Origin of the sequence: Anaerococcus sp. NML200537 (assembly GCF_026131715.1) — a bacterium.
Lineage (GTDB): Bacteria > Bacillota > Clostridia > Tissierellales > Peptoniphilaceae > Anaerococcus > Anaerococcus kampingae.
Genome location: NZ_JAMXSL010000001.1, coordinates 73,387 through 96,691 on the forward strand (window position 1 = coordinate 73,387; position 23,305 = coordinate 96,691).

Genomic DNA, 23,305 nt, shown 5'->3' on the forward strand with positions numbered 1-23,305 from the left:
TTATAAAATCCACCCATATTTCGCCTTAAAAGACGTAAAATTGGGTATAAAGATATAACAGAATATAAAATAAAGGAGCCTCTTATGCGAATTATAGATATATTAGAAAATGAAGAATGGATTAGAGCCTATGATTTCTATGATGATTTCATAAATTCTTCTTATTTTGACATGCTTAAAGATAGCTATGACAGGTTAAATTACGATATACTTTTTAAATCCCACATCCACGGCAGAGACCACATCGAAAGGGTAATACTCTTTGTCCATATTTTGGGCTTCCACTATGGACTTGATTCTGCTGATATGGATGTTTTAAGAAATGCAGCCAGCCTTCACGATACAAGAAGGGTCAATGACGGTTGGGACACTGAACATGGGATGAGGGCAGCCAAAGAATCTATAGAATATTCCTACGCAGACCCAAAGGATAAAAGAATCCTCCAAGCAGTAATCGCAGCCCATGCCAAGGATGATAAGATAATGGATGAAGTCATAAAGGGCTTTATAAATGAGGATGATGACTTTGATAGGGCTATGAGACTTGCCAAGTTTTTTAAAGATTCTGATGGCCTAGACAGGGTTAGGATTAACCACCTAGACCCAGCCTATCTTAGAAATGATTATTCCAAAAACCTAGTAGACTTTGCCTACGAGCTTTTTAACTCCTATAAACTTGACTAATCCTTAAATATTATATAAAATTATAATAGATTAGACTGGAGTAAGAATGATTAAAAATAGAAAGTTTACTCTCCTAGGCCTAGGAATCCTAGCTTCAATCGCCTTTGTAAGGCCAGCCTATGCAGATAGTGTCATGCTTAACAAAGAAGTAGGCTCATCTGCATCCTTCTATGAAGAAATAGATGGCAATCTAAATGCGACAGATACAATCGAAGCTACTGATATCCACAACATGCTTAGCGAGGATGATAATTACTATAAAATAGAATATAAGGGCAAGACAGGTTTTGTAAATAAAAATAATTTTTATAAGCTAAACCACACTTCCCTAATAAATGATGCTGAGATTAAAAAAGACCCTAAGGATGATTCAGAAAACCTCACATCCTACACCCTAAAAGCAGGAAGCAAGGTTACAATCCTTGAATTTGTAAATATCGGAGACTATGTAAAAGTCTCTTATGAGCAAGGCCGCTTTGACAATGAATTCCTAAATGTAGAAAGGAAAAATGACAAGGACCTGCTTTATAGGATGCTTACAGGATCAGCCAATAATATCGATGTACCTGTCGAAACAATCGGCAAGAACGCAAGCCCAGAGCTTGTCACAGTCGGTGATGGCGAGGCAAATGCTGGCGAGAAAATCGGCTATATGCATTTTAAAGACCTAGCCCTATCCTTTAGGAGCCAGGATATAATTGATGAGCTTTATAATTATTATTACAAGCTCAACCACTCCAAAACCTACACCGAAGCCCCTATCTTTAGCCAGGGACCAGTTTATAGCCTGGCAAATAACGAAAGCTACCAAGCTACAGAAAACCTCCCACAAATCACAGTTCACATGCAAGGAAGCCAGACAGGAATCGATCTTTATTCATATGGGGTCAAATTCTTAGGAAACCCTTATGTATTTGGAGGAAGCGACCTTAACAATGGTATAGACTGCTCAGGTTTTACAAAGAGAATCTATGAAACCATAGGCATTGGCCTACCACACTTTGCTCAAAGCCAGCAAAGATACGGTGTGGAAATACCATTTGGAGAGGAAAAGGCAGGAGATTTGGTCTTCTTTGGAACAAGCCTAAATAATATCACCCACGTTGGCCTTGCAGATGGCTACGGCAACATGGTCCATGCCTCATCTCCAAAATACGGCATAATCATAAGCCCAATTAGAAACCCAATCTCTATCAGAAGAATAGTAGAATAAATACAAAAACAGACTTTTGAGTTAACAAAAGTCTGTTTTTATGTGCTTAATTATTTGATTGATCTTGTGAATCGTTACCCATGATTGAATTAATAATATCCCTAAAGAAGGCTATTATCTTATCAAGAAGGCCTGAATCCTTGGCATCTTTGGCGATTTTCTCGATATTTTCCTTATTGTCCTTAGCAAACTTATCTATGGTGTCTTTGTTGTCAGCGTAGAATTTGCTCGCCTTAGATCCTAGGTCCTTTCCTAATTTTAGGAGGTTGTCCCTTACTTCCTTACTATCTATAGCAGAAGTAGATTGGTAGTTATTAAAATAATTTACCAAAAGATTGATATTATTATTTGATAATATATCTCCCATATTTACATTATTTAGGGCATCCTTGATAAAGATTGCAATCTGATCATTTGAAGCTGTTTCGCCGTTTTTTTCCTTATAGTCGGCTAGTCTTTGCTTTACTTCAATTACCGCCTTATCCAAATCTTTTGAATCAAAGCCATCCTTGCCCTCATTTTCCTTGGCTACTTCTATTACAGTTGCTAGCTCTTCTTGGGCAGTCTTTGTTCTTTCGACATCTATGGTCTGGCCGTGATATTCTTCGGATTTGTAGACCCCGACTAGGGCAGATTCTCCTGTAACTGGTTTTGGGCTAGCTACATTTATTTCTGCATCTGTAATGCCTGCTGTGATGGCAGCATTGGTGTATTGGGCCTCTGTGATTTGAGAAATATTGCCTGGAGTCTTGATATTTACCTTAATACCAGATCCCTTAGGAAGCCTTTTTACTGTTACTGATGAAATCATGTTTGAATCAGCTGTACTATAGCCTAGGTATTTTTTAAGGTCGGCTCCATTTACAGTTCCGACATTGTAGTCATCTGTATTTATACCGATGGCATTGTCCACGATTTTTCTTTGTTGGTCATTTAAGGCCACACCGTAGATTATATCGTCGTTTGACTTGTTAAAACTTGTTGCAAAGGCGGTGCTTGTCAAAAATATTGAAAAAGCTGCCACAAGGCCTAAAATTTTCTTTTTCATAATTAAAGTGCCTCGATTTTTTCTATGATTGGGTTAAGAAGAGTATTTTCAATCTCTGTTGCCATACCTTGGTCAATTTTTTCTGCAATTGATGGGTCAATTGGAAGCTTTACTAGGGTGTCTATGTCATATTTTTTGGCTACTTCTTCTATATTGGACTTGCCAAAGATAGCGTGTTCGCTTCCGCAATCTGGGCATTTGAAATAAGACATATTTTCAACTATGCCTAGGATATTTTTACCCATCATCTTAGCCATCTTAATTGATTTTTCAACAACCATTTCCACAAGACCCTGAGGAGTGGCTACTGCTACTACCCCATCAATTGGCAAGGATTGGAAGACTGTAAGTGGTACATCGCCTGTTCCTGGTGGCATATCTACTATTAGATAGTCAATCTCTCCCCAATTTACATCAGTATAAAATTGTTTTAAAACATTTGTTAGAATTGAAGATCTCCACACAACTGGGTCTGTCTTATTTGGCAAAATCATATTTGTAGAAATAAGCCTAATCCCATTATCTGCCTTGGCAGGGCTCATAATTCCTTCCTTAGTTCCTCTAGCTGGCTCATTTATACCAAAAGCCTCTGCTATGGATGGACCTGTGATATCAGCATCAAGGATGCCTACCTTGTGGCCCTTGTTTTGTAAAAGTGTGGCTATTTGGCTAGAAATAGATGATTTACCTACTCCTCCCTTACCACTCATAACAGCAATAATCTTTTTGATCTCAGTACCTGGCTGAGTTTGTATTTTAAACTTATCAAAGTTCATTTTTCTATTTGTCATAAAATTTCCTTTCTTAAACGCAAAAAAGCTTAAAGCTTCATGATTAATTATATTATATCCTCCATTAATTTCCATTAAAATTTTTGTCAGGATTAAAAAAGGGAGCTTGACATTTATATGAATTTAATGTACTATAGTGTAAAGACTTTGAAAAGACGAGTAGTAAGAGAGGAAGATTTAAGAGAGCCCCGCTAGGTGTGAAGGGGTATCGTAGGCTTTTATGAATAAAAACTTGGAGTCTTCTTGGGGATTATGATCCAAGGACGGGTTTTGCACGTTATAGCAAAGGAGTATGTTTGTACTTTCAGAGGTGTGTTTTGTGAAAAATACATAAATTAAGGTGGTAACGCGATTTTCGCCCTTATTATCCAAGACGGATAATAAGGGCTTTTTTGATGGTACAAAAAATTATTATGAAAGGATTTATTATGAAGAGATTTTTCTTATCCTTGCTAGCAGCCATCCTACTTATACCTGTAGGAAATGCTGATGCAAGTGAAGATGTGCTAAGAGTTGGCATGGAGGTTAACTATGCCCCATACAACTTTTCAGAGGTTAATGACAAAAACGGTGGATATCCAGTAGCCAATTCACCTGGAGAATACGCCAACGGCTACGATGTAAAATTTGCAGAAAAAATTGCAGACCACTTGGGCAAAAAGCTTGAGATTTATAAAATCGAATGGGACGGCCTAATTCCAGCCCTAACAAGCGGTAAGATTGACGCAATCCTTGCCGGTATGAGCCCAACAGATGAAAGACGTAAGCAAATCGACTTCTCCCTACCTTATTATAGGGCAAAGATGGTAGTCGTAGTTCCAAAAGATTCAAAATACAAGGATGCTAAGTCTATAAATGACTTTAAGGGAGCTAAGATTACAGGCCAACTTGGTACCTTCCATGCCGACGTGGTCGACCAAATGGAGGGAGTTGACAAGCAAGAGCCAATGGATTCCTTCCCTACAATGATAGCTGCAACCAACGCCGGCACCCTTGATGGCTATGTATCAGAAGAAGCCGGTGCCCAATCAGCTATTTCATCCAATCCAAAGCTAACCTATATCAAATTTGATGATGATAAAAACTTCAAGACATCAGATGATGACACAACAGTAGCAGTAGGCCTTGCCAAGGGCTCTCCAATGACAGAAGAAGTCAATGCCTATCTCAAGGACCTAGACATAGACAAGGTCCAAGATGAAATCATGACCGAAATGGTAAAAATTACCACAGCAGAAGAAGTCCACAAGACCTTCCTTGAGGAAGTGAAGGATATTTGGGACCAATATAAGGACCTCTTCCTAAAGGGTGTTGTAAATACCCTCTTAATCGCTATAATTTCAACAATACTTGGCTTTATCATAGGCCTAGTAGTGGCTGTAATAAGAAGAATAGATGTAAATAAAAAGACCAATCCAATCGGCTTTTATTTTCACAAATTCATCAATGCCCTACTTTCAATCTATGTAGAAGTCTTTAGGGGCACACCAATGATGGTACAATCTGTAATCATCTTCTACGGTCTAAAACAATATTTTGATATAGACCTTTCAACAATGTTTGCAGCCATCCTCATAGTATCAATCAATACGGGTGCCTACCTATCTGAGGTAGTACGTGGTGGAATAAATGCGGTAAATGCCGGCCAATTTGAAGCCTGCAAGGCAATAGGCATGAGCAATTCTCAGGCCATGGTCCACATAATCTTGCCACAGACAATCAAGACAATCTTGCCATCTCTTGGTAATGAATTTGTAATTAACATCAAGGATACTTCAGTCCTAAACGTAATCTCTGTGACAGAATTATTCTTTATGTCAAAATCTGTAGCAGGATCAACCTACCAATACTTCCCAACCTACCTCATAACAGCGGTAATTTACCTTGTACTAACCTTTACAATCACAAGAATCCTACTTCTAATAGAAAGAAGATTTAACGATAGGGACTTTATCCTAGAATCATCAACAGGAGCAACAAATGTCAATAATTCAAGTAAATAATTTAGAGAAAAAATTTGGTGACAACCTAGTCCTAAAGGATATAAACCTAGAAGTCAACAAGGGCGAGGTTGTGACAATAATCGGCTCATCAGGATCTGGTAAGTCCACCCTCCTAAGATGCCTAAACCTCCTAGAAGAGCCTACAAGCGGAGAGATTATCTATGAAGGTTCTAACATCCTCGACCACTCCTTTGACAGGAGAAAGTATAGGAGCCAGGTGGGAATGGTATTTCAAAACTTCAACCTCTTTGCCAACAAAAATATCCTAGAAAATTGCATGATAGGCCAAGAAAAGGTCCTAAAAATAGACAAGGAAAAGGCAAAGGCAACAGCCATGAAATACCTAGCATCTGTAGGCATGGATAAGTATATAAATGCCAAGCCAAGCCAGATATCAGGTGGTCAGCAGCAAAGAGTGGCTATAGCCCGTGCCCTCTGTATGAACCCAGAAATCCTACTTTTCGATGAGCCTACCAGTGCTCTAGACCCAGAAACTGTAGGAGAAGTATTAGATGTAATGACAAGTCTTGCAAAAAGTGGTATGACTATGGTAGTAGTAACTCACGAGATGGATTTTGCAAGAGATGTATCAGATAGGGTTCTCTTTATGGATAAGGGAATCATCCTAGAAGAAGCAAGTGCAAAAGAAATCTTCGAAAATCCTAAAAACGAAAGGACAAAGGAATTCTTGAAGAGATTCTTAGATAATTAGATGAAAAAAATAAGACAAAGATTGATAGATAAGCAGGGATTTGCTTATCTATCTTTTACTAAAAAAAGAAGGGGGAAATATGAATAATACGCTGATTTTGATGGTCCTAAACCTAGTGGGCAAGCTATTTTCCTTCGTCAGGGAAATGATCTTCTCCTTCTTTTATGGGACAAGCGCCATAACAGATGCCTTCAATACATCAACAACGGCAGCAACCCTCATATTTTCAGTCATAACCTACGCCCTATCCAAAACCTATATCCCGACCTATTCCAGGGTCAGCAAGGAAAGAGGTCAGACGGCTGGGGATGAATTTACCAATGACCTATTAAATTTCTCCCTATTTTTGTGCACAGTCATCACCATCCTTGGCCTAGTCTTTGCACCATATGTGGTCAAAATCTTTGCCATAGGCTATGATGGGGACAAATTAAAGATAGCAAGCCTATTTATGAGGGCAGTAATACTTACCATGTACCCAAATATCTATGCAGCCATCTTCTCCTCATACTTGCAAGTCAAGGGAGACTTCATAACCCCAGCCCTTCCCCTCCTCATCCTCAATGTGATCCTAGCTATCACAGTAGCTCTGTCAAAGGGAAATATTTATATAATGGCAGTGGGCATATTTTTAGCCTACTTCCTCCAATTTATAATCTTTCCTACAAGGATAAGGGCGGTAGGCTTTAAGAGAACCAGGGTCAAATTTGAAATATCAGAAGATGTAAGAAGGCTCATAGTCCTATCCATACCTACGATTTTTTCCATGGCAGCAGTCTACATTTCAACCATAGTAGACCAGTCCTTTGCATCCATCGTAGCAAACGATGGCGGGGTGTCAGTTATAAACTACGCCTTAAAAATCCTAAGGATAGTCTCATCGACCTTCATCGTACCCTTCCAAATCACAGCCTATCCTATAGTAGGAAGACTAGCTGCAAATAAGGACCTGGATGGCATGAAAGATATAACATCAAAGACCATGGTCAAAATCATGATCCTTTTCATCCCATCCTTGGTAGGCCTTATGGTCTTATCTAGGCCAATAATATCCTTCGTCTACATGAGAGGGGCCTTCTCCTATGAAGACATGATGAGAACAGCAGACGTCCTCTTTGCCTACACGATTTATCTAATAGGACCAGCCATAGCAGACCTCTTGTACCTATCATTTTTCTCCATGCAAAACACCAAAGTCCCAACCATAATCTCCTTCTGCCAGCTAATCTGCAATGTAATCCTAGATTATATCCTAGGAATGAGATACGGGCTCTTTGGTCTGGCACTAGCCACAACCTTCAGCCAATTTGTCCTAGTAGGCCTTGCAAGTATTATGTATGTCAAATACTTTGGTGGCCTTGATATGAAATATATAATGAAAAATATAGGCAAGATATCTATTGCAGGAGTAGTGCTTGGAATATTTGCTAATTACTTCTACAAAATAAGACCAGGCAATCTCTGGCTCATGGTCACCATAGCCCTAGCAGGAGCTATTTACCTAGCCATAATACTCGCCCTAAGAGTCGATGGAGTAGATGAGATAAAGGAAAAATTTTTGAATAAAGTAAAGAAAAATAAATAAGAAATTTAAAAGCCGCCAGGAAGCGTAATTGATCCTGGCGGCTTTTTTTGTGTTCAAATAAATCTCTTAACCATGTGATTCCTCGTCAAAGCCTAGGGCTTTTCTATCGGAATAACAATATTCTCATCTTCTTAACGTCATTCCGACGAACGCAGTGAGGAGGAATCCCATAAATTCAAATCCCCCTATTTTAAATCTCCCATTCATCAAAGCCCCCAACAAAAAACTGACCCCATCTGGCAGGCACCAGACTGGAGTCAGTAAAAATATTTTTTTATTTCAGACTATTAATTGTTTCCAATTTCTAATCCTTTGTTTTTCTTCCTAGAGTAGTAATATCCGGCTAGTACCATGAAGAACAATCCGATAGCTGTAAATATCGCTGTTCCCACACTCTTTGTGAATGGGTATTCTGCTTTTTTGTTTTCTACTTGGATTGGATTTTTTGAATCATGGTCTGCATAGATTGGTTTATTCTCTGCTAGAGCTTTGACATCTAGCTTATCTCTGACACTATCATCATTTGATTGGTCAAGGACTAATTCAAACAGCTGATCTGCTATGCCTGTATTATTATTATCATCAAGCTTACCAGTAAATTCCATTACTATAGCATCTGTTGTTGTTATTGAACTATTATTTTCATCTTCTTGTCCAAGCATTTCCTTTAGTCCATATCTTGAAGCAGTAAGATTTCCAGCTGTGCCAAAGCTATTTGCGTCAAATTTCTTGTAGTCTGTATCCTTTAAGTTAGCAATAGTTTTGCCGCCATCTTTCTTAAGGATTGCTACATTGACCAATCCACCTATACCAGATTGCTTATTTAGAGCATCTTTGTACTTAGGTGTTATCTTCCAGTCGGTTTCCTTGATACGGATATATGATTGGTTAGATGGAATTTTCATTTCATCGTGTTTAGGATTTATAACAATTCTTTGTTTGAATGTTCCTTTTTCCTTGTCATAAGATATGATCTCACTTGAGATTTGTCCCTTTTCACTTGACTTATGGCTTGCCTTTATTGGGTCTTTTTCAAGAGTTTGAACCTTACCATTTTCTAGTTTGAATTCCCTAATGTTACCAGGAATCTTAGAATAACCATCTGGTGCCTTGGTTTCTACAAGGGCATAGTAGCCATCTTTAGATATTGGAAGTTTGAACTTACCTTTTTCACCTGATGTGACTGTCATGGTTACTTCTTGTTCCATACCATCTACAGTCTTCTTAACTTTTAGAGGTTCATATTTTGTATCAGTTTCTTTTTCCTTGTAATGAACTTCAAATACTGCACCCTTAAGTTTTGTATTATGGTTATTTGCATCAACTTTTTCAAACTCAATTTCCTTATAGTTTACTACATCAATTGGTTCTGCGCTTACAGGTTCTGTTACTGTTTCAGTATTGGCATTTCCTGTTAGAGCGTTTGCTGCCGAGCTTAGTAAAGCTCCCATTGTAGCAACAAGATTCTTAGCTTCTTCAGTTGGTTTTTCACGAACAAGCTTTCTTGTGATTACACCATCTTCCCCTACGGTAAATTCTTGTATATGGCCTTCTATCTTAGCGTAGCCTTCAGGGGCTTGGGTTTCTATTAGGGCATATTTACCAGCTTCTAGTTTTTCATACTTGACTAAGCCGTCTTGTTCAGACGTTCTTTCTGATCCAGTGACTTCAACCCATTTTTTGCCTTCTTCTTGGTCTTTGTAATATTTTACAAGTTTAAACTTAGCTCCCGGAAGAATCTTTCCTTCTTGGTCAATCTTCTTGAAGATTATTTCATTCTTAGGGTTGATTGCATCTATTTCAAGCTTAGCACTTGCTGTGGTCTTGTTTTCAAAGATACGAACTCCATTTGTTCTTTCTACATATGGTTGTTCATATACATTTGTAACATTACCATAGCCATCTTTGATATAAACTTTATTAAATAGTTTTGCATAGGTATCGTAGGATGCAACATCCTTCTTATCTACCTGGCCTGTTACCTTGAGTATCAAGGAGTCATATTGCTTATATGGTCCTAGAGTTATATCGACATTTTCATCAGCTTTTGGTTGGTAATAACCGTACCAGCTGTGCCAGTTGAAGTTGTTGTTTGATTCATCTACTCCAAATGATTCTGGCATATCTCGATTTACAAAATACTGAGTAGTTCCTCTCTGACGAGTATTGTAATCGTAGTAGTTATAACCATTTTGTTTTAAGTTTATAACGTCTACTCTTAGGTTTTTGACATCTTCGCTTGGCTTGTACCTAAATGTTACAGGGTCAGATGAATTATTCATATTCCTATTGATATAGTAGTATTGAACAAATTCTCCACTTTCTCTATCAAAGCTTACTATCTTTGATGTCATATTTAGGTCATAAATCTCTGCCATATTTAGCTCATAGTCTACAGCAATTTTATTTTTATTAGCTTGGCCAATATATTTATTATTTGCTTTATCATATATTCCCATTCCAACTTCTTCATTTTTACTTGAGTTTTGTACCTTATATAGGTTTATATGGGCTGTTATGGTATTTGCAAAATCAGTCTTATTATACTGGTCGGCATAAGATGTGAAGACATAGGTTAGTGTGCCCGCTTCTTTATCATACTTAGCCTTGGCTATTGTACCTACTCCATCTGCGAATAAATCAAGGTTTTGAGATTTTTCTCTCATTATTCCTTCAAGGTCGATGTTGTCGGTCAACTTAATTGTAAAGTAGTCGCCAGCTTTTATTGCTGTGTCATCTGTTATCTTGAAGGTATTTTTAAATTCAAGAGCATGACCCTTGTGTGGGTGAATCTTTGAATTTCCTTCATTTTCTGTTCCATCATTTCCATCTGGTCTTAGAACTGACATAGTTGATGTCATTTCAATACTCTTAGAAATATCTCTATCTCCAACGTCGCTGTCATTGATGTATGGGTCTAGTCCCACACCACCGACTGTGAATCTCCATTTTTTACCCTTGTTTTGATATCCTTTTGGAGCTTTGGTCTCTTCTAGTTCGTATTGACCGATTGGAAGTTGGTCAAAGACTATTTTTCCATCATTACCGGTAGTTTTTGTATAAGTTCCGTCATTTTGCTTTGGATCTTCGTCTTTTTTAATATCTCTACTAATTCTAGTTAGCTTAAACTCTGCTCCTTCAAGTGAGTTATTTGCATCATCTTTCTTAGTAAGGGTTACCTCACCTTTTCCTGGGACTTCGTTGATAATCTTACCCATGTTCTTGGCAGTAGCGCTTGTTACATAGTCGACTAGTCTACCAGATTCTGGGGTGATTGGTTTACCATGTTCATCTTTGAGATCTGGAGCATATTCGAAGATACCATTACCTTCATTATACTCAAGGGTTACAACACCCCTACCTGGTGTGATTTCTCCAGTTTCTTTATTAATATCACCTTTTTCATAGGCAATTGTAAAGTGAAGTACAGGGTCTTTGATTGGTTTGTAGCCTTCTGGAGCCTTTACTTCCATCAGTCTATAACGACCTGGCTTTAGTCCCCTAAATCCGAAGTAACCGTTGAAGGCTGATGCTACAGTTGTACCTGGTATATCTTCATAGGTACCACCTGGTCCACGAACTTGGAGCTTAAAGACTGCACCTTCTAGCCTGTTGTTTGTTACCTCTTGGCTGTTGATGTCTTTTTTTGGATCCTTACGACCGTGCTTAGAGAAGGTAATGTTGAAGGTTTCTTCTTCGTTTATAAACTCAAGACCTTCCCTTGGGATTTCTTGGTGGCCCTTGGAGTTATAAAGAGGGTTTAGGTTTACAGATGTGTCGCCATGGAAGGCTGGGTTATTTGGTAAGGCTGGGTCAATTATACCTGTCTTGTAATCAGTACCTCTTAAATTAACCTCTTTGCCAACAAAGTTAGCATATTTTTTGCCTTCTGGATGCTCTCCAGCCCAAGCATCTGCTATTTTCTTAGCTTCTTCTTTTGATTTGCCAGATGCTACAAGTTTATCTTCATATCTTTGTCTAAGGGCTGCAGCACCACCTTGGTAGGAAGCACCCTTAAAGGCTTTGTAGACAAACTTATTTTGTTCTTTATCAAATACTAATTGCTTAAAGTGTCTTTCTCCCTCATAGAAATCTACGTGAAGGTCAAGCTTTCCTAAGTCTTCTTGTGGGATATTATACTTATCAGTCTTGTCAGACTTGCCTGTGATTATAACATCATCATAGAAGCCTTCTACGTCTACTATATAGACACCCTTGTCTAGGTTTAGTTGGTCTTCGTCAAAGCCCCAGTCAAATTGTCTCCATCTAGCTGTCTTTATCATAGACATGTTATCATTTGAAAGGTCGTAAGTTCTTAAAATCTTATCAAGTGCAGGGTCGTTCATATTAGAGAAATCATCTGGATTTGATAATTTATAAGCTGTGAAATAAGCAGTCTTTACACCATCTTTTATAGTTTCTGGTGGAGCTCCTGGTGTATCTATTTCTTCTCTCTTATACTTCGGTGTAATTTGAAGGTTTAGAGGAGCCTTTCCAGAGTAGGCTCTTGTATCTATATAGATTCTTTGGATATAGGTCTTAGCTTCTGTATCTATAAAGGTTAGCCTTGACTTATACTTGATACCAGCATTATCAGCAGAATATCCTGCATTTGACTTCTTATTATCATTTATAAAGCTTGATGGACTTGCTTCTGGTCCTTGGTATTCGGCATACATTCTTCCGCCATCATCCTTGACCTCAATCTTCCAATCAGCTGTACTTTTCTTATAGCCTGTTGGGGCCTTGTTTTCTTTAAGAACGTAGTAGCCTTTTTGAAGCTTAACTTCATTACCACCAGCATCTTTAAATATTACATCACCCTTTTCATTAGATGTTGCTGTTAGGGTTCCAAAACTTGTGTCGATTTCTGAGTAAGTCGCATCCTTCATCTTATTAAGGGTGAATTTAGCACCTGGAAGTATTTCACCACCTGGAGATCTCTTTAGAATCTTAGGGTTAATACCAGCTTTCTTGTTGGTAATCTTAACAAGCTCTTGAGGTTTATCGCCGTCTTTGATTAGCTTATCCTCTTCTGTTGGGACAAACTTATCAATTGGGTCATCTGACTTACCAACACGAACTTCTTCTGCAACCGGCTCAGTTCTTGATAATTCAACCTTGCTATAGTCAGTAATTATTTCGTTAGCTCCTTTTTTATTTTGAAGAGCTTGTACTACTTCTGCTGGCCAGTCTGCTGGAGCTGTTGCTTCTTGTAACCCTGCTTTTTGAACATTGTAAGTTGCAGTGTATCTAGTCTTAACTTCTCCATCAGAACCTGGCTTGTCTACTTTTCTTTCGCCTGGGAGAAGTGTTTCATCAACTGTAACCTTAGTTTCTTTTTTAAGAATTTCAGTTCTGTCTTCAGACGCTGTTCTTTCTCCTTGAGGTATTGTTACAATTGTACCAGCTATAGTAACTGAATAATCTGGCATTATGAATGAACCCTTACCAGTTACAGGGTCATACTCAACCCCAGATAGAACGTCTCCACCTTGAGATTTTTTCACAGTTACTTCCGTTATTTTGTTTCCTGGTGTAGGTGTAGCAGTAAATGTAACTATGTCTCCTTTGCTAGCTTGTTTACTAGCTTGATATGGAGGGTCTAATGTGACATCCCATCTTGTGTCTCCATTGATACCAATCCAGTATTTTTGTTTTGCCTTAAATGTAGCTTTTACCATTACATTTGATGATGGCATATTAAATGTCATTGAGTTTTTATCAATATCTACATCGCTATTTCCATCATTATAGTAAAGCCTGTCTAGTTCTTCATTAGAATCTAGTGTGACGTTTACTTTTACTTGTGTGCCCGCTGCTACATTTTGGCTTGGACTTGCACTAATCTTTGTATTTTCAGTCCAAACTGTGTAAGTTGATTGTGTGTCATCCTTTGTACCATATTCTATGATTCTTGGTTTTGGATCAACTTTTTCTTTGGTTCTTACAAAGACTGGGTTAGGCTGTTTTACTCCGTCTATATAAGTTACCTTGTAGATATCAATTTGATAACCTTCCTCGCCAGCGAAGACTTGTTTTTCTTCGCCTTTTTTCATGTTGGCGTTTGGTCTACGCTCTGTAGGAATTGGAAGGGTTATTCTTACTTCTTCTTCCTTAACTTCTGTCTTTGGACCTGAAGTTTTGTAGTTAATATCATTTACACTACCATACTTTTGAGCTGCCCAGACTTTTGTACTATCAAATCTAGCATTAGAATAGTAATCCATACCTAGACCAATTTCGCCAGACTTAGGATAGTCATATTCTACTTCTATTACAAAAGGTCTTCTTTCATTCTTGGCTAGTTTAAATTCATATCTTTTAAATTGACCAGATTCGGTCATGTCCTCTGATTTATATCCTAGAGTTTCTGTACCAATATATTTAATGTCATCTATTGTAGATGAACTTGATACTGGTCTTATGCTTAATACTTTAATGTTAGCTTTGTTGCCATAATAGTCTTTAGCGTAAATACTTCTATTTAGTGGTTCTGCGTGGAAATTAAACTTCGCATTACTTAATGCTTGTCCTGACAAATTGACTAAGAAAATTTGTCTATACTTACCTTCAGACTTATTAATCTCAGTTATTTTAGTTTGGTTATCTCTACCATCTGATCTAGTAGTTTTATTTCTAGAGTTATTAGGATCAACAGTTTCCCAACCATTACCAGCTCTTAGAGCATTACCTGCTAGATTATCCCCTATTTCTAAGCCATCTGCGAAGGTGTTTATACTTCTTGCCCTAAAGCTCATTGTAGAGTTTAGGTCTGTTGGTGGGGTTGGTGAGTTTAGTAGGCTATATCCAAGAGACCTTTCCATTAGTCCAGAGTTTGAATATAGGACTGGTTTAGATGTAGGATTTGCATACATTACTGTATCTCTTCCTGAGGCATCTGTATTTCCTACATAGGTTCTAGCGTTTTTGCCTGTAGACCCAGATGTGGCTTCTTCTAATTGAATCTTACTAAAGTCATCATAGGATTCTGCCATCCAGTATGTGTTATAACCATCAAAGTTTACAAAGTCTATTCCAGTTCCGATACTTCCAGAATTACCAAGTGTTGATTCTATGGTAAGGGCGAGTGCTTGTTCTGCTCTATTTGGGATACCTATTGGTGTAATCTTGATTCTTTGTTGGCCATCATTTTTAACATAGACTTCTTTTTCGAAATCAACTTTTTCACCTGGGTCTATTAAATTATCAGGTGTTGAACCTCTGCCTACTTTCACTAATGAAACTATTTGAGTATTAGTTAGGTTTAGTGATCTATCTTCTGGCTGAGAGTGGATTTCGAAGTAGGAGTTTAGAAGTGCTTCGGGCTGTTTATTTATTATGAAAACTTGCTTAAACTTGTTTTCTTTTTTATTTACTTCGGTAATCCTTGTATCAAGTCTATTTGCAACTGGTGTTCCTTGGACTTGAGAATTTGCTTCTTTCTTTCCACTTGTACCAGCTTTTACCTTTTGCCAAGTTGCCCCTTGGTCTGGGACTGTTGATCCTGGGTTATTATCCTTTATATAGATTTTTCCATCTTTGGTTACTGTTACTGTCCAATCGGTGTTGGATTTCTCATAACCTTGTGGGGCTCCTGATTCTGTTAGCTTGTAGATACCTGGTACTAGGTTGTCAAATTTGACAATTCCGCCTGTGCCAGATTTCTTCCAAACTTCCTTGCCTAGGTCCTCATCAGTTATCTTTGGTCCTTGGAGTTTGAATGTTGCCCCTGTTATACCATCTGTTTCTTTGTCTGCGTCTACCTTTGTGAAGGAGAATTCTTGGACAATCTTTTCGTTACTAACATCTAGTGATCCTTCCGATATATAGGCTCCCTTGATGTTTCCAGCTTCACCTTTTGTTACTACAGGTTCTCCTTCTACAATTTGACTTGCACTTTCGTAGTAATCAGATTTCCAGAATAGTCCCTTATTTGTTTGAAGGTCCATTCCTGTACCTACTCCAGCGTTTTCTGATGTGTATGGTACTTTGACATCTATTACAATAGGTTTTGTAATTTGTCTATCTTTGAAATCTAAATATAGTCTGTTATCACCTGATATGACTCTTTTCTCTGTCCTAACTTCATCTGTAATATCTGTCAAACTGTAGTTTTCAAGTCTGATATCTTGTACCTTTCCATCAACAGCATTATTAAGTTCAAATATCTTGTAGACTCCATTGCCTGCATACCAATCCATGTTATTATACCAAGGTTTTTCCCTGTGAATTGATGCATGGTTAAGTGTTATTGTATCTGCTTCTGGGTTTATTACATATCTTTGGATAACATATTTGTTGTTAGGGTCTTTGGTATTTTTACCAACAATTCTTGTACCGAGTTTAAATGGTACTGGCCAGTTGTTGTAGTAACCTGTTTGTCTATTATCTCCTAGATTACAACTATCAATTGGTCTTTTGTCAACATTTACCCATTTTGTTCCATCTTCTCCTAGGATTGACTTATTTACATCTGGGTCAGTTCCTGTTTCAGGTCCCTTTACATAGTTGTAGACTCTGGCTTTATTGTCAGAACCTATTTCTATTACCCATTTTTTGTCAAGTTTTTTGAAACCAGCTGGGGCAGATTCTTCTTCTAATAAATAAGTTCCTTTTTCAAGTTTTTTATCAAATGAAACTACACCGTTTTTATCAGATGTACCTGTGGTAACTTCTGTGTCATCAGTTGTTGTTATCTTAAATTTCGCTCCTTGGAGTGGAACATTTTCATTGTCTTTCTTATAGACTGTAAATTTTGTAGCAACTGGCTTATTTGTAACTGGTAATTCAATAGTGTCTTTTCCAACTAGGGTATCTCCTGTTGAGCCTAGACCTATTTCTATTATTGTTACATAACCGTCTATACCGACGTTTACTCTCCAAGTCTTGTCAGATTTGATATGTTCTGCCGGAGCATTTTCTTCCTTAAGAGTATAGATACCTGGCTTTAGATTAGAAAAATCAACTATACCATCTTGACCAGAAGATCTATAAATCACATTGTTGTTTTTATCTGTCAAGCTAAAGGTTGCGCCTTGTAGGGTCTTGGTCCTATCAGATTCATCAAGTTTTTTGATCTTAAATGATCCTGGCACATACTTTTTATTTATAAGTGCTACCTTTTGACTGTAGAATTTTGGTATCTCGCCGCCTGCCTGGTCACCTGTTGCCTTATTGTAGTTGGCTCTGGTGATAAAGGATGACTTAAAGTCATTGTTTGTCATACAGAAGACTCTCCAGAGGTTGTTGAAGTTATACAAGTTATCAATCTTGAAGGTCTGCTCTATGATATAACCATCCTTGCTCTTATCATCAATTGCTGGCATCTTGATTTTTAGTGGAGCATTTTTTGTGATTACTCCCCATTCTTGGATTTGGCCTGGGTCGTAGTTTAGGGTGATTGATCCTTGTCTATCATTATTTACAGCATATCTTGGGTCAATTGCCTTTGAATATACCAAGTTGTACTTGGCAGGGTCTTGACTTGGCCTTACACCGTAGGATAGAGGCATATTTAGGTTGACTTTTTTATCAAAATTACCTGCCTTTATGGTCGTCATATATGGTGATGTACGATAAATCTTAACATCTCTTAGGGAGAAGGCTGGTTTGTTACCATTACCTTCCCATGTAAAGAAGTTCTTAGTTGCTCCCTGGTAGTTAGTTGATAGCCAGTTAAATTTAAGCTCTTTTTGGCCTGTTGTTCTAACATGAACTGGGTTGTAGTAGGCGAGTACTGCTACATACCAGTCTCCCTTATCATCTTGGTATACATCCCTAAAGTAGTAGGATTGTGGTACTTGGGCATTTTTACCATCGTAGTCGTATTGCTCGTAGTCTGCTGGTATATCCACTTTTATTTTTTGTTGACCAGTAATTCCTGTTTGACCTGGTGCTACAGTTACTGTAAATGGATAGGTTCCATCATTTTGAGCATAGTATTTAGATGGGATAATACCCTTAAGTTCAATTTTTGCCTGTGTCTTTCCTCCTATTGACTTATCGTTAAATACATAGGTCAATTTGTTGGTTGTGTAGTCAAAGTATGGATCTGCTACATCGACTCCACCTATATTTAGTTTTGGAAATTCTCCAAAGTATTGGGTAAAGTCTAAGTTTTTATCAAATTGGATAGAAAATCTTTGGCCTGGTGATGACTGTTCAAGGTCTATTGTAGCATTATACTTAAGAGACTCTAGCCTATAGGCTTCCCATACTTGTGGCCTAACACCTATATCTCCTGAGTCACCTTCGTTTATAACTAAAGATTGTTTTACAACATTTATCTTGGCAGTAGCTTCTTCTTGTGCTTGCTCTTCATCTGTTATCAAGTAGTCTTCACCATTTACTGGTGAGCCTTGCCCATCTTTAAATTTAGGCTTGTAGGTTACTTGCTTAGAATCATCTACTGTCACTTCAAATATAACGTCAGATTTGACATAGCCATCTGGTGCAGAAATTTCTTCTATGGTGTATTTTCCTTCTGGAAGTTTTCCAAAGGATGCGAGACCTGCGTTTTGGCCTTTCTCATCAGCAGCTTGTGATGTTACTGTAGAAATCACTTCGCCGTTTTCATCTTTTATTTCAAAGGTTGCTCCGACAATTGGATTATCTTTTTTGTCAATTTTTCTGATTTCTACTGGACGAGTTTCAAAGGCTTCATTTTTTACTGTAATAGTTGTACCCTTTGATGCTTGTGCTGTTGATGTTGGCATAACAGTTTGGTTTTGTAGCTTAGCGTTGTTTCCAGTCTCTTTACTAGTTAGCCAGTCATAGGTTAGGGTATTTGCACCGCCACCTAAAGGTTTTGATTTTGCTACAACTAAGAATCCCCAATCATTTGCAAATCTTTCTTTAGGCAAGGTGATCTCGTATCCAACTTGACCTGTAAATGGATCTTTAATATTTTGGGTACCCCTGATTACTCTATTATTATTAGGTGCGTTTAAGACACTTGCTCCAAGCTGATTTATTAGGTTTTGATCAACTGTCTGTTGGATCATGGCTGTTCTTACAGGACCCCTATAATAGTCAGGGATTACGTCATAGACCTTTACGTCATCTAGGTTTTGTATTTCACCACCATTTACCCTTAGGCTAAGTCTGGTGTCCCTATTTGTAGACCCACCAGATCTTGCTTCATTAGCTTTTAGGAAGATATAGGTTGTAACATTGCCATTTTTATCTTTTGTTGCATATTGCATGGCATTCATGTAGTCAGGCCAATTCGGATCTGCTACTGTTACTGTTGGATTATTTCCTACTGACAATTCGGCATTGGAACCGCTTGTAGATATTCTTCCCGCATCATCTACGCTTACAGTAGTTTTTTCTTGATTAAGCTTGTAGCCTTTTGGAGCCTTAGTTTCAAAAAGAGTGTAGGTTCCAGGGGAAATGTTCGAAAATTGTGCCTGACCGTCCTTATCTGTCACAACTTCTGCCTCACCTTGACCTAGGAGCTTAAAGTATGCTCCTGGTAGAGGATTTCCTTTTTCATCCTTTTTTATAAGGGTAAAGTTTGCAAATTTCGGTATTTTTTGTACTGTTGCCTTGTTGTGGATGTAATATCCTTTTTTGTTAAAGTCATAAAAATTATTATTTTCATAATAATTTATTGTGTTTCCACTAGAATCAGTGTTGGTTGTTGGAAAGTCTTGTTTGATTTTTATATCATTTTTAGAAAACTCACCACCATCAGAAATATTCCACACTTTTACATCTGGTATGGTTACATTTCTAGTAGCTGGGTCTGGGTTAGCTTCTTTTGATTCTTCAAATTTAGCTTCTCCGATTTCATTCCCTGATCCGTCCACTGCCTTTAATGTCATTTCAGGCATTTTTAGACCCTTATCAAGGTTCCAATTTTGTTCTACACTTACATCTTGGTATTTGGAAATAGCTACTCCTGCTAAGCTAAGGGGTTCTTTTGAATTTTGATCTTTAATTTTAGTATCGTATTGATATGCAACTATAGTACCCACAGCTTGTTTCTTTGATGGAGAGTGCTTTGCCTCTGGAAATCCATTTGAATAACCTTTAGGGGATACATCTTTCATAATACCAGTCTCAGCATCTATTTCATAAATACCAATTTTTCCATTTGCAGGGTCATTATATTTTTGATTTCCACCGAGAGTTCTTGTTTCAAGAGGTAGGCCTTCATTTACATCACCAGTTGATACTGCATCTGTTACTGTCCATCTAGCAGCATCTTCTGCTGTAAATTCACCTAGGATTGTTGTCCTGTTGTTCATACCTGCTCTTGTAGGTGTGGCATCTTTGACCTTATCTAATGGCCAGCCGTCTACTACAAATCTTTTTGCACCTACTTTAGGCTTACCTTCCTTGTCCTTCTTATTGGTAAGGATGACAGAAATATCCATCATGTACTTTTCTTGCATACCTTCGACTGGTGTGTAGAGATTGTAGGTGATTTCTCTTGTACCTGTTGGAGCATGGTGTTTGGAATCGTGGATACCAAAAGCTCCCTTAATTGGGTTGTCTTTTAAATCTACTTTTGTGTCATTGCTTTTGATATCTCCAAGCCCTGATCCTTTGACTGTAGTAAAGTTTGTCTTCAAACCCAAAGTTGCTAGGTCTGTGTCTGATGATATTCTTATAGTCCAGTTGTAACCTTGAAGTTCTCCATCTTTTACTACTGGGTTTGCATATGCATCCATGTCTACCTTGTAGTTTGAATCAGCTGCTTCGATGATTTGTGTTACATCTTTCCTGCCTGGTTCTATGATTGAACCAGCTGGATTACCATTTACATCTACCTTTTGTGGCAAAAGGTCTTTTGGTGGATTGATTAGTCCTAGGCCTGATACCTTGTTTATAACTGTAAAGTTCCCATCTTTATCAAGTTCTACATTTTCTGCGTTGTAATCTACAGGGATGTTTAATGAAACTTGGATATTGTTAGGAATATTTTTTGTTAGTGTGTAGGTTATAATGTTATCTTTTCCATCATATTCTGGCGTCGCTATAACTTCTCCCTTATATTTTATAGGTTCAAGTTTTGTACCTTGTTTTACTGTTAATTCTTTATCCAAATGTATTTTAAAGAATTGTCCTTTTTGAATAGGTCCATTAGCAATTGAGGTATCGAACCTTGTCAAAATATGGAATTTCTTGCCTTCTAGGTTAAGTTTAGGTGAGTCTGTGTCTGCAAAGATATGTGGTCTGAAGTTATTGTTTCTATCTTTTTCTACTAGGGCTTCTATGGCAGCGTTGTTGTTTTCCATTAGTCTCGCTTGGTCAGCTCTTGAGAGTTTGTATTTTTTCTCAAAGCTATTTAGGAGATTTTAGATTTCTTCGATGCCATTTTTATCATCGGCGAGTGCCGCCTTTAGTTCCTTATCTGCCTTGGCTAGGTCACTTTGGCCAAATAGGCCCTTGATGCCTTCGATTAGGCTGGCTTTTGTCTCTTCATTCTTGGCAGCTTCTTTTAGCTTGGCTAGGTCTTTTTTGTAGGCCTTTAGTGCTTGGTCTTTATCTGTTCTTTCTTTTGATGGTTTGGAAGATGTATTGTCTGTAGGTGCTTGTTTTGGTGTTTCTTTTGTTTGATCCTTAGCATCTTCTTTAGGCTCTACTTTTTTGTTTTCTAGCTTATTTTCTACTTGGGCCTTTTGTTTGCTTTCCTTATCTACTGGCTCTTTTTTACTTGCTTCTTTATTTTCTGGATAGGCATAGGTGATTATTTCATCGTAGTTTAGGTTGGCTGCCTTATTTTTTTCTTTGTTTACTCCAGATAGGATTGATTCAAGGTAAATTTTTAGGTCAGTTTTTTCGATATTGTATTTTTCTGCTAGGGCCTTGGTGTAGTCTTTTAGCTCTCTGTCTGTAATCTTTCCATCATTGTATAAGTCAAGATTACTAGCAAGTTTTTCTATTGCAGTTTCTAATTCTTGTGTAAGTTTGCCTTGGCCAGATAGTCTAGTGATTAGGCTGTCTTTGTTTAGGGCTAGGGCTGAAATTTTCTTCTCGTCTTTTTTGTCTTTTTCTATAACTTGGATATCATTACCAGATGAATCCTTGGCTGTGATTTGTGTTTGAGTTTTATTTTCTTCTTTTTTCTCTACTTGTTTTTTATTGTCGTCTTCATTTTTTGTTGTGACCTTTGCATCTTTGTGGGTGTGGTCATCTAACTTATCTTCCCCGCCTTCTTCATCGTCGTCGTTAGAAGTTTCTTTATTTCCTTCTATATATATAGGGTTTTTGACTTGTCTATTATTTAGATGATAAGATTTGACATTTGTGTTTTTCTTATCTACCCTTGTTGATAGGCTTAGCTTGGCTATGTAGCCAGCTGGGATTTCAAATTCTACCTTGTTTGCAAATGGGATTGCTTGTGAGAATTCCTTTTTTAAGACGAATCCTTCTTTGGTGTTTTCAAAGTAGTCTAGGTTTATTTTGGTATTTTTAGTATCTTGCTTATCATCTAGCTTTAGATCATAGCTAATCTTTTCAGATTCATTTTTGCTATTTACTAGATAATCTGTCCAGACTATGGTGTCTGCACTTTGCAAGAAGCTTAAGAATTCGCCAGATTTGATTTCTCCTCTTAGGTTCCCGCTAGGGTCTTTGTTTAAATCTAGGCTTATGATTTCTTTGTCTTGATTTTCTTCTCTTACAGTCTCTTTATTTGTGATGAGTCTGTAGTTAAGGTCTGCCTTATTTTCTCCATCATCAAGACCGATTAAGGTCTCATAGGTCCTGGCATCTTTTGCCTTTCTAACATTTGCTTCCACTTCCATGATTATTTCGTCATAGGCTTTGGTGTCCACTATTAGGCTTGATATCTCGCCTTTGTTAGACCTTTCTTTGATGTCTATATCAGCTAGCTTGTTTTCAATCTTAGCCTTGGCCGATTTAACCTTGATGTCTGTGATATTTGAGTTTGGATTTGGGGTAAATTTTAGGCTTAGGTCCTTATCACTTGTATCTTTGTGCTTGTTTGAGATTGTAACCTGATAGGATATCTTTTCTAAGTCATCAGCTAAGCTTGCTCTAGCTTGCAATATGTAAGCATCAGTTTCTAGCTTGTCCGTGTTGTCTGACTGTCCTGTCTGGTGTATTTCTTCATTAGGTTTTTCATTTAGGCCCATTATTGACGTGGCCTTGTCGTAGGTCTTCGTTTCTTCGCCTGCTGCTATAACCCCTGTCGGAAATGACATGGATATGGCTATGACTAGGGCGAAGGTTTTTCTAGCAAATGTGCTAAGCTTTCCTTTCATAAAACCCTCCCTTCCTTGATAAGACTT

At 37.8% G+C, this 23,305-nt stretch carries 9 protein-coding genes and 1 other annotated feature; of the genes, 5 read left to right on the forward strand and 4 right to left on the reverse strand.

What is annotated here, in order from left to right:
- Window positions 1-84: 84 nt before the first annotated feature.
- Both NH288_RS00360 and NH288_RS00365 read left to right on the forward strand, forming a co-directional pair.
- Complete coding sequence (locus NH288_RS00360) at window positions 85-684, forward strand: hypothetical protein (protein ID WP_265212208.1); 600 nt, start codon at window positions 85-87, stop codon at window positions 682-684.
- A gap of 46 nt (window positions 685-730) precedes the next feature.
- Window positions 731-1,897, forward strand: a complete 1,167-nt coding sequence (locus NH288_RS00365; protein WP_265212209.1) for a C40 family peptidase — start codon at window positions 731-733, stop codon at window positions 1,895-1,897.
- 46 nt (window positions 1,898-1,943) lie between these two features.
- On the opposite strand, the gene NH288_RS00370 is transcribed toward NH288_RS00365, so the two are convergent.
- Both NH288_RS00370 and NH288_RS00375 read right to left on the reverse strand, forming a co-directional pair.
- Complete coding sequence (locus NH288_RS00370; RefSeq protein WP_265212210.1) at window positions 1,944-2,945, reverse strand: DUF1002 domain-containing protein; 1,002 nt, start codon at window positions 2,943-2,945, stop codon at window positions 1,944-1,946.
- Window positions 2,946-2,947: 2 nt separating this feature from the next.
- Window positions 2,948-3,736: an Mrp/NBP35 family ATP-binding protein gene (locus NH288_RS00375; RefSeq protein WP_265212211.1), complete on the reverse strand. Its 789-nt coding sequence runs from the start codon at window positions 3,734-3,736 to the stop codon at window positions 2,948-2,950.
- Window positions 3,737-3,874: 138 nt separating this feature from the next.
- Window positions 3,875-4,102, forward strand: a binding site (T-box leader).
- Between the two features lie 62 nt (window positions 4,103-4,164).
- On the opposite strand from NH288_RS00375, the gene NH288_RS00380 reads away from it, so the two are divergent.
- The 3 genes from NH288_RS00380 to murJ all read left to right on the forward strand — a co-directional run bounded on the left by NH288_RS00380 (window position 4,165) and on the right by murJ (window position 8,036).
- Entirely contained in the window at window positions 4,165-5,739 is a 1,575-nt protein-coding gene (locus NH288_RS00380) for an ABC transporter substrate-binding protein/permease (RefSeq protein WP_265212213.1), read from the forward strand.
- The gene (locus tag NH288_RS00385) at window positions 5,717-6,451 is read left to right on the forward strand and encodes an amino acid ABC transporter ATP-binding protein (RefSeq protein WP_321161871.1); all 735 of its coding nucleotides are present in this window, start codon (window positions 5,717-5,719) and stop codon (window positions 6,449-6,451) included. The genes NH288_RS00380 and NH288_RS00385 overlap by 23 nt, the downstream gene beginning before the upstream one ends.
- A gap of 79 nt (window positions 6,452-6,530) precedes the next feature.
- Window positions 6,531-8,036 carry a murein biosynthesis integral membrane protein MurJ gene (murJ, locus tag NH288_RS00390; protein WP_265212215.1) on the forward strand — a complete coding sequence of 502 codons (1,506 nt, stop codon included), beginning with the start codon at window positions 6,531-6,533 and terminating at the stop codon, window positions 8,034-8,036.
- A gap of 287 nt (window positions 8,037-8,323) precedes the next feature.
- Here the strand turns inward: murJ and NH288_RS00395 are convergent, their stop codons facing one another.
- Window positions 8,324-21,286, reverse strand: coding sequence for a SpaA isopeptide-forming pilin-related protein (locus tag NH288_RS00395; protein ID WP_265212217.1), 12,963 nt, complete (start codon window positions 21,284-21,286; stop codon window positions 8,324-8,326).
- A 60-nt stretch (window positions 21,287-21,346) separates the two neighbouring features.
- Complete coding sequence (locus NH288_RS00400; RefSeq protein ID WP_265212218.1) at window positions 21,347-23,278, reverse strand: hypothetical protein; 1,932 nt, start codon at window positions 23,276-23,278, stop codon at window positions 21,347-21,349.
- Window positions 23,279-23,305 lie beyond the last annotated feature (27 nt).

Excerpts from the sequence above, each read along its gene's own strand:
- NH288_RS00380 (WP_265212213.1), top strand. The coding sequence starts at position 4,165 with ATGAAGAGATTTTTCTTATCCTTGCTAGCAGCCATCCTACTTATACCT.
- NH288_RS00375 (WP_265212211.1), bottom strand. The coding sequence starts at position 3,736 with ATGACAAATAGAAAAATGAACTTTGATAAGTTTAAAATACAAACTCAG.
- NH288_RS00370 (WP_265212210.1), bottom strand. The coding sequence starts at position 2,945 with ATGAAAAAGAAAATTTTAGGCCTTGTGGCAGCTTTTTCAATATTTTTG.
- NH288_RS00365 (WP_265212209.1), top strand. The coding sequence starts at position 731 with ATGATTAAAAATAGAAAGTTTACTCTCCTAGGCCTAGGAATCCTAGCT.
- murJ (WP_265212215.1), top strand. The coding sequence starts at position 6,531 with ATGAATAATACGCTGATTTTGATGGTCCTAAACCTAGTGGGCAAGCTA.
- NH288_RS00360 (WP_265212208.1), top strand. The coding sequence starts at position 85 with ATGCGAATTATAGATATATTAGAAAATGAAGAATGGATTAGAGCCTAT.
- NH288_RS00385 (WP_321161871.1), top strand. The coding sequence starts at position 5,717 with ATGTCAATAATTCAAGTAAATAATTTAGAGAAAAAATTTGGTGACAAC.
- NH288_RS00400 (WP_265212218.1), bottom strand. The coding sequence starts at position 23,278 with ATGAAAGGAAAGCTTAGCACATTTGCTAGAAAAACCTTCGCCCTAGTC.
- NH288_RS00395 (WP_265212217.1), bottom strand. The coding sequence starts at position 21,286 with ATGGAAAACAACAACGCTGCCATAGAAGCCCTAGTAGAAAAAGATAGA.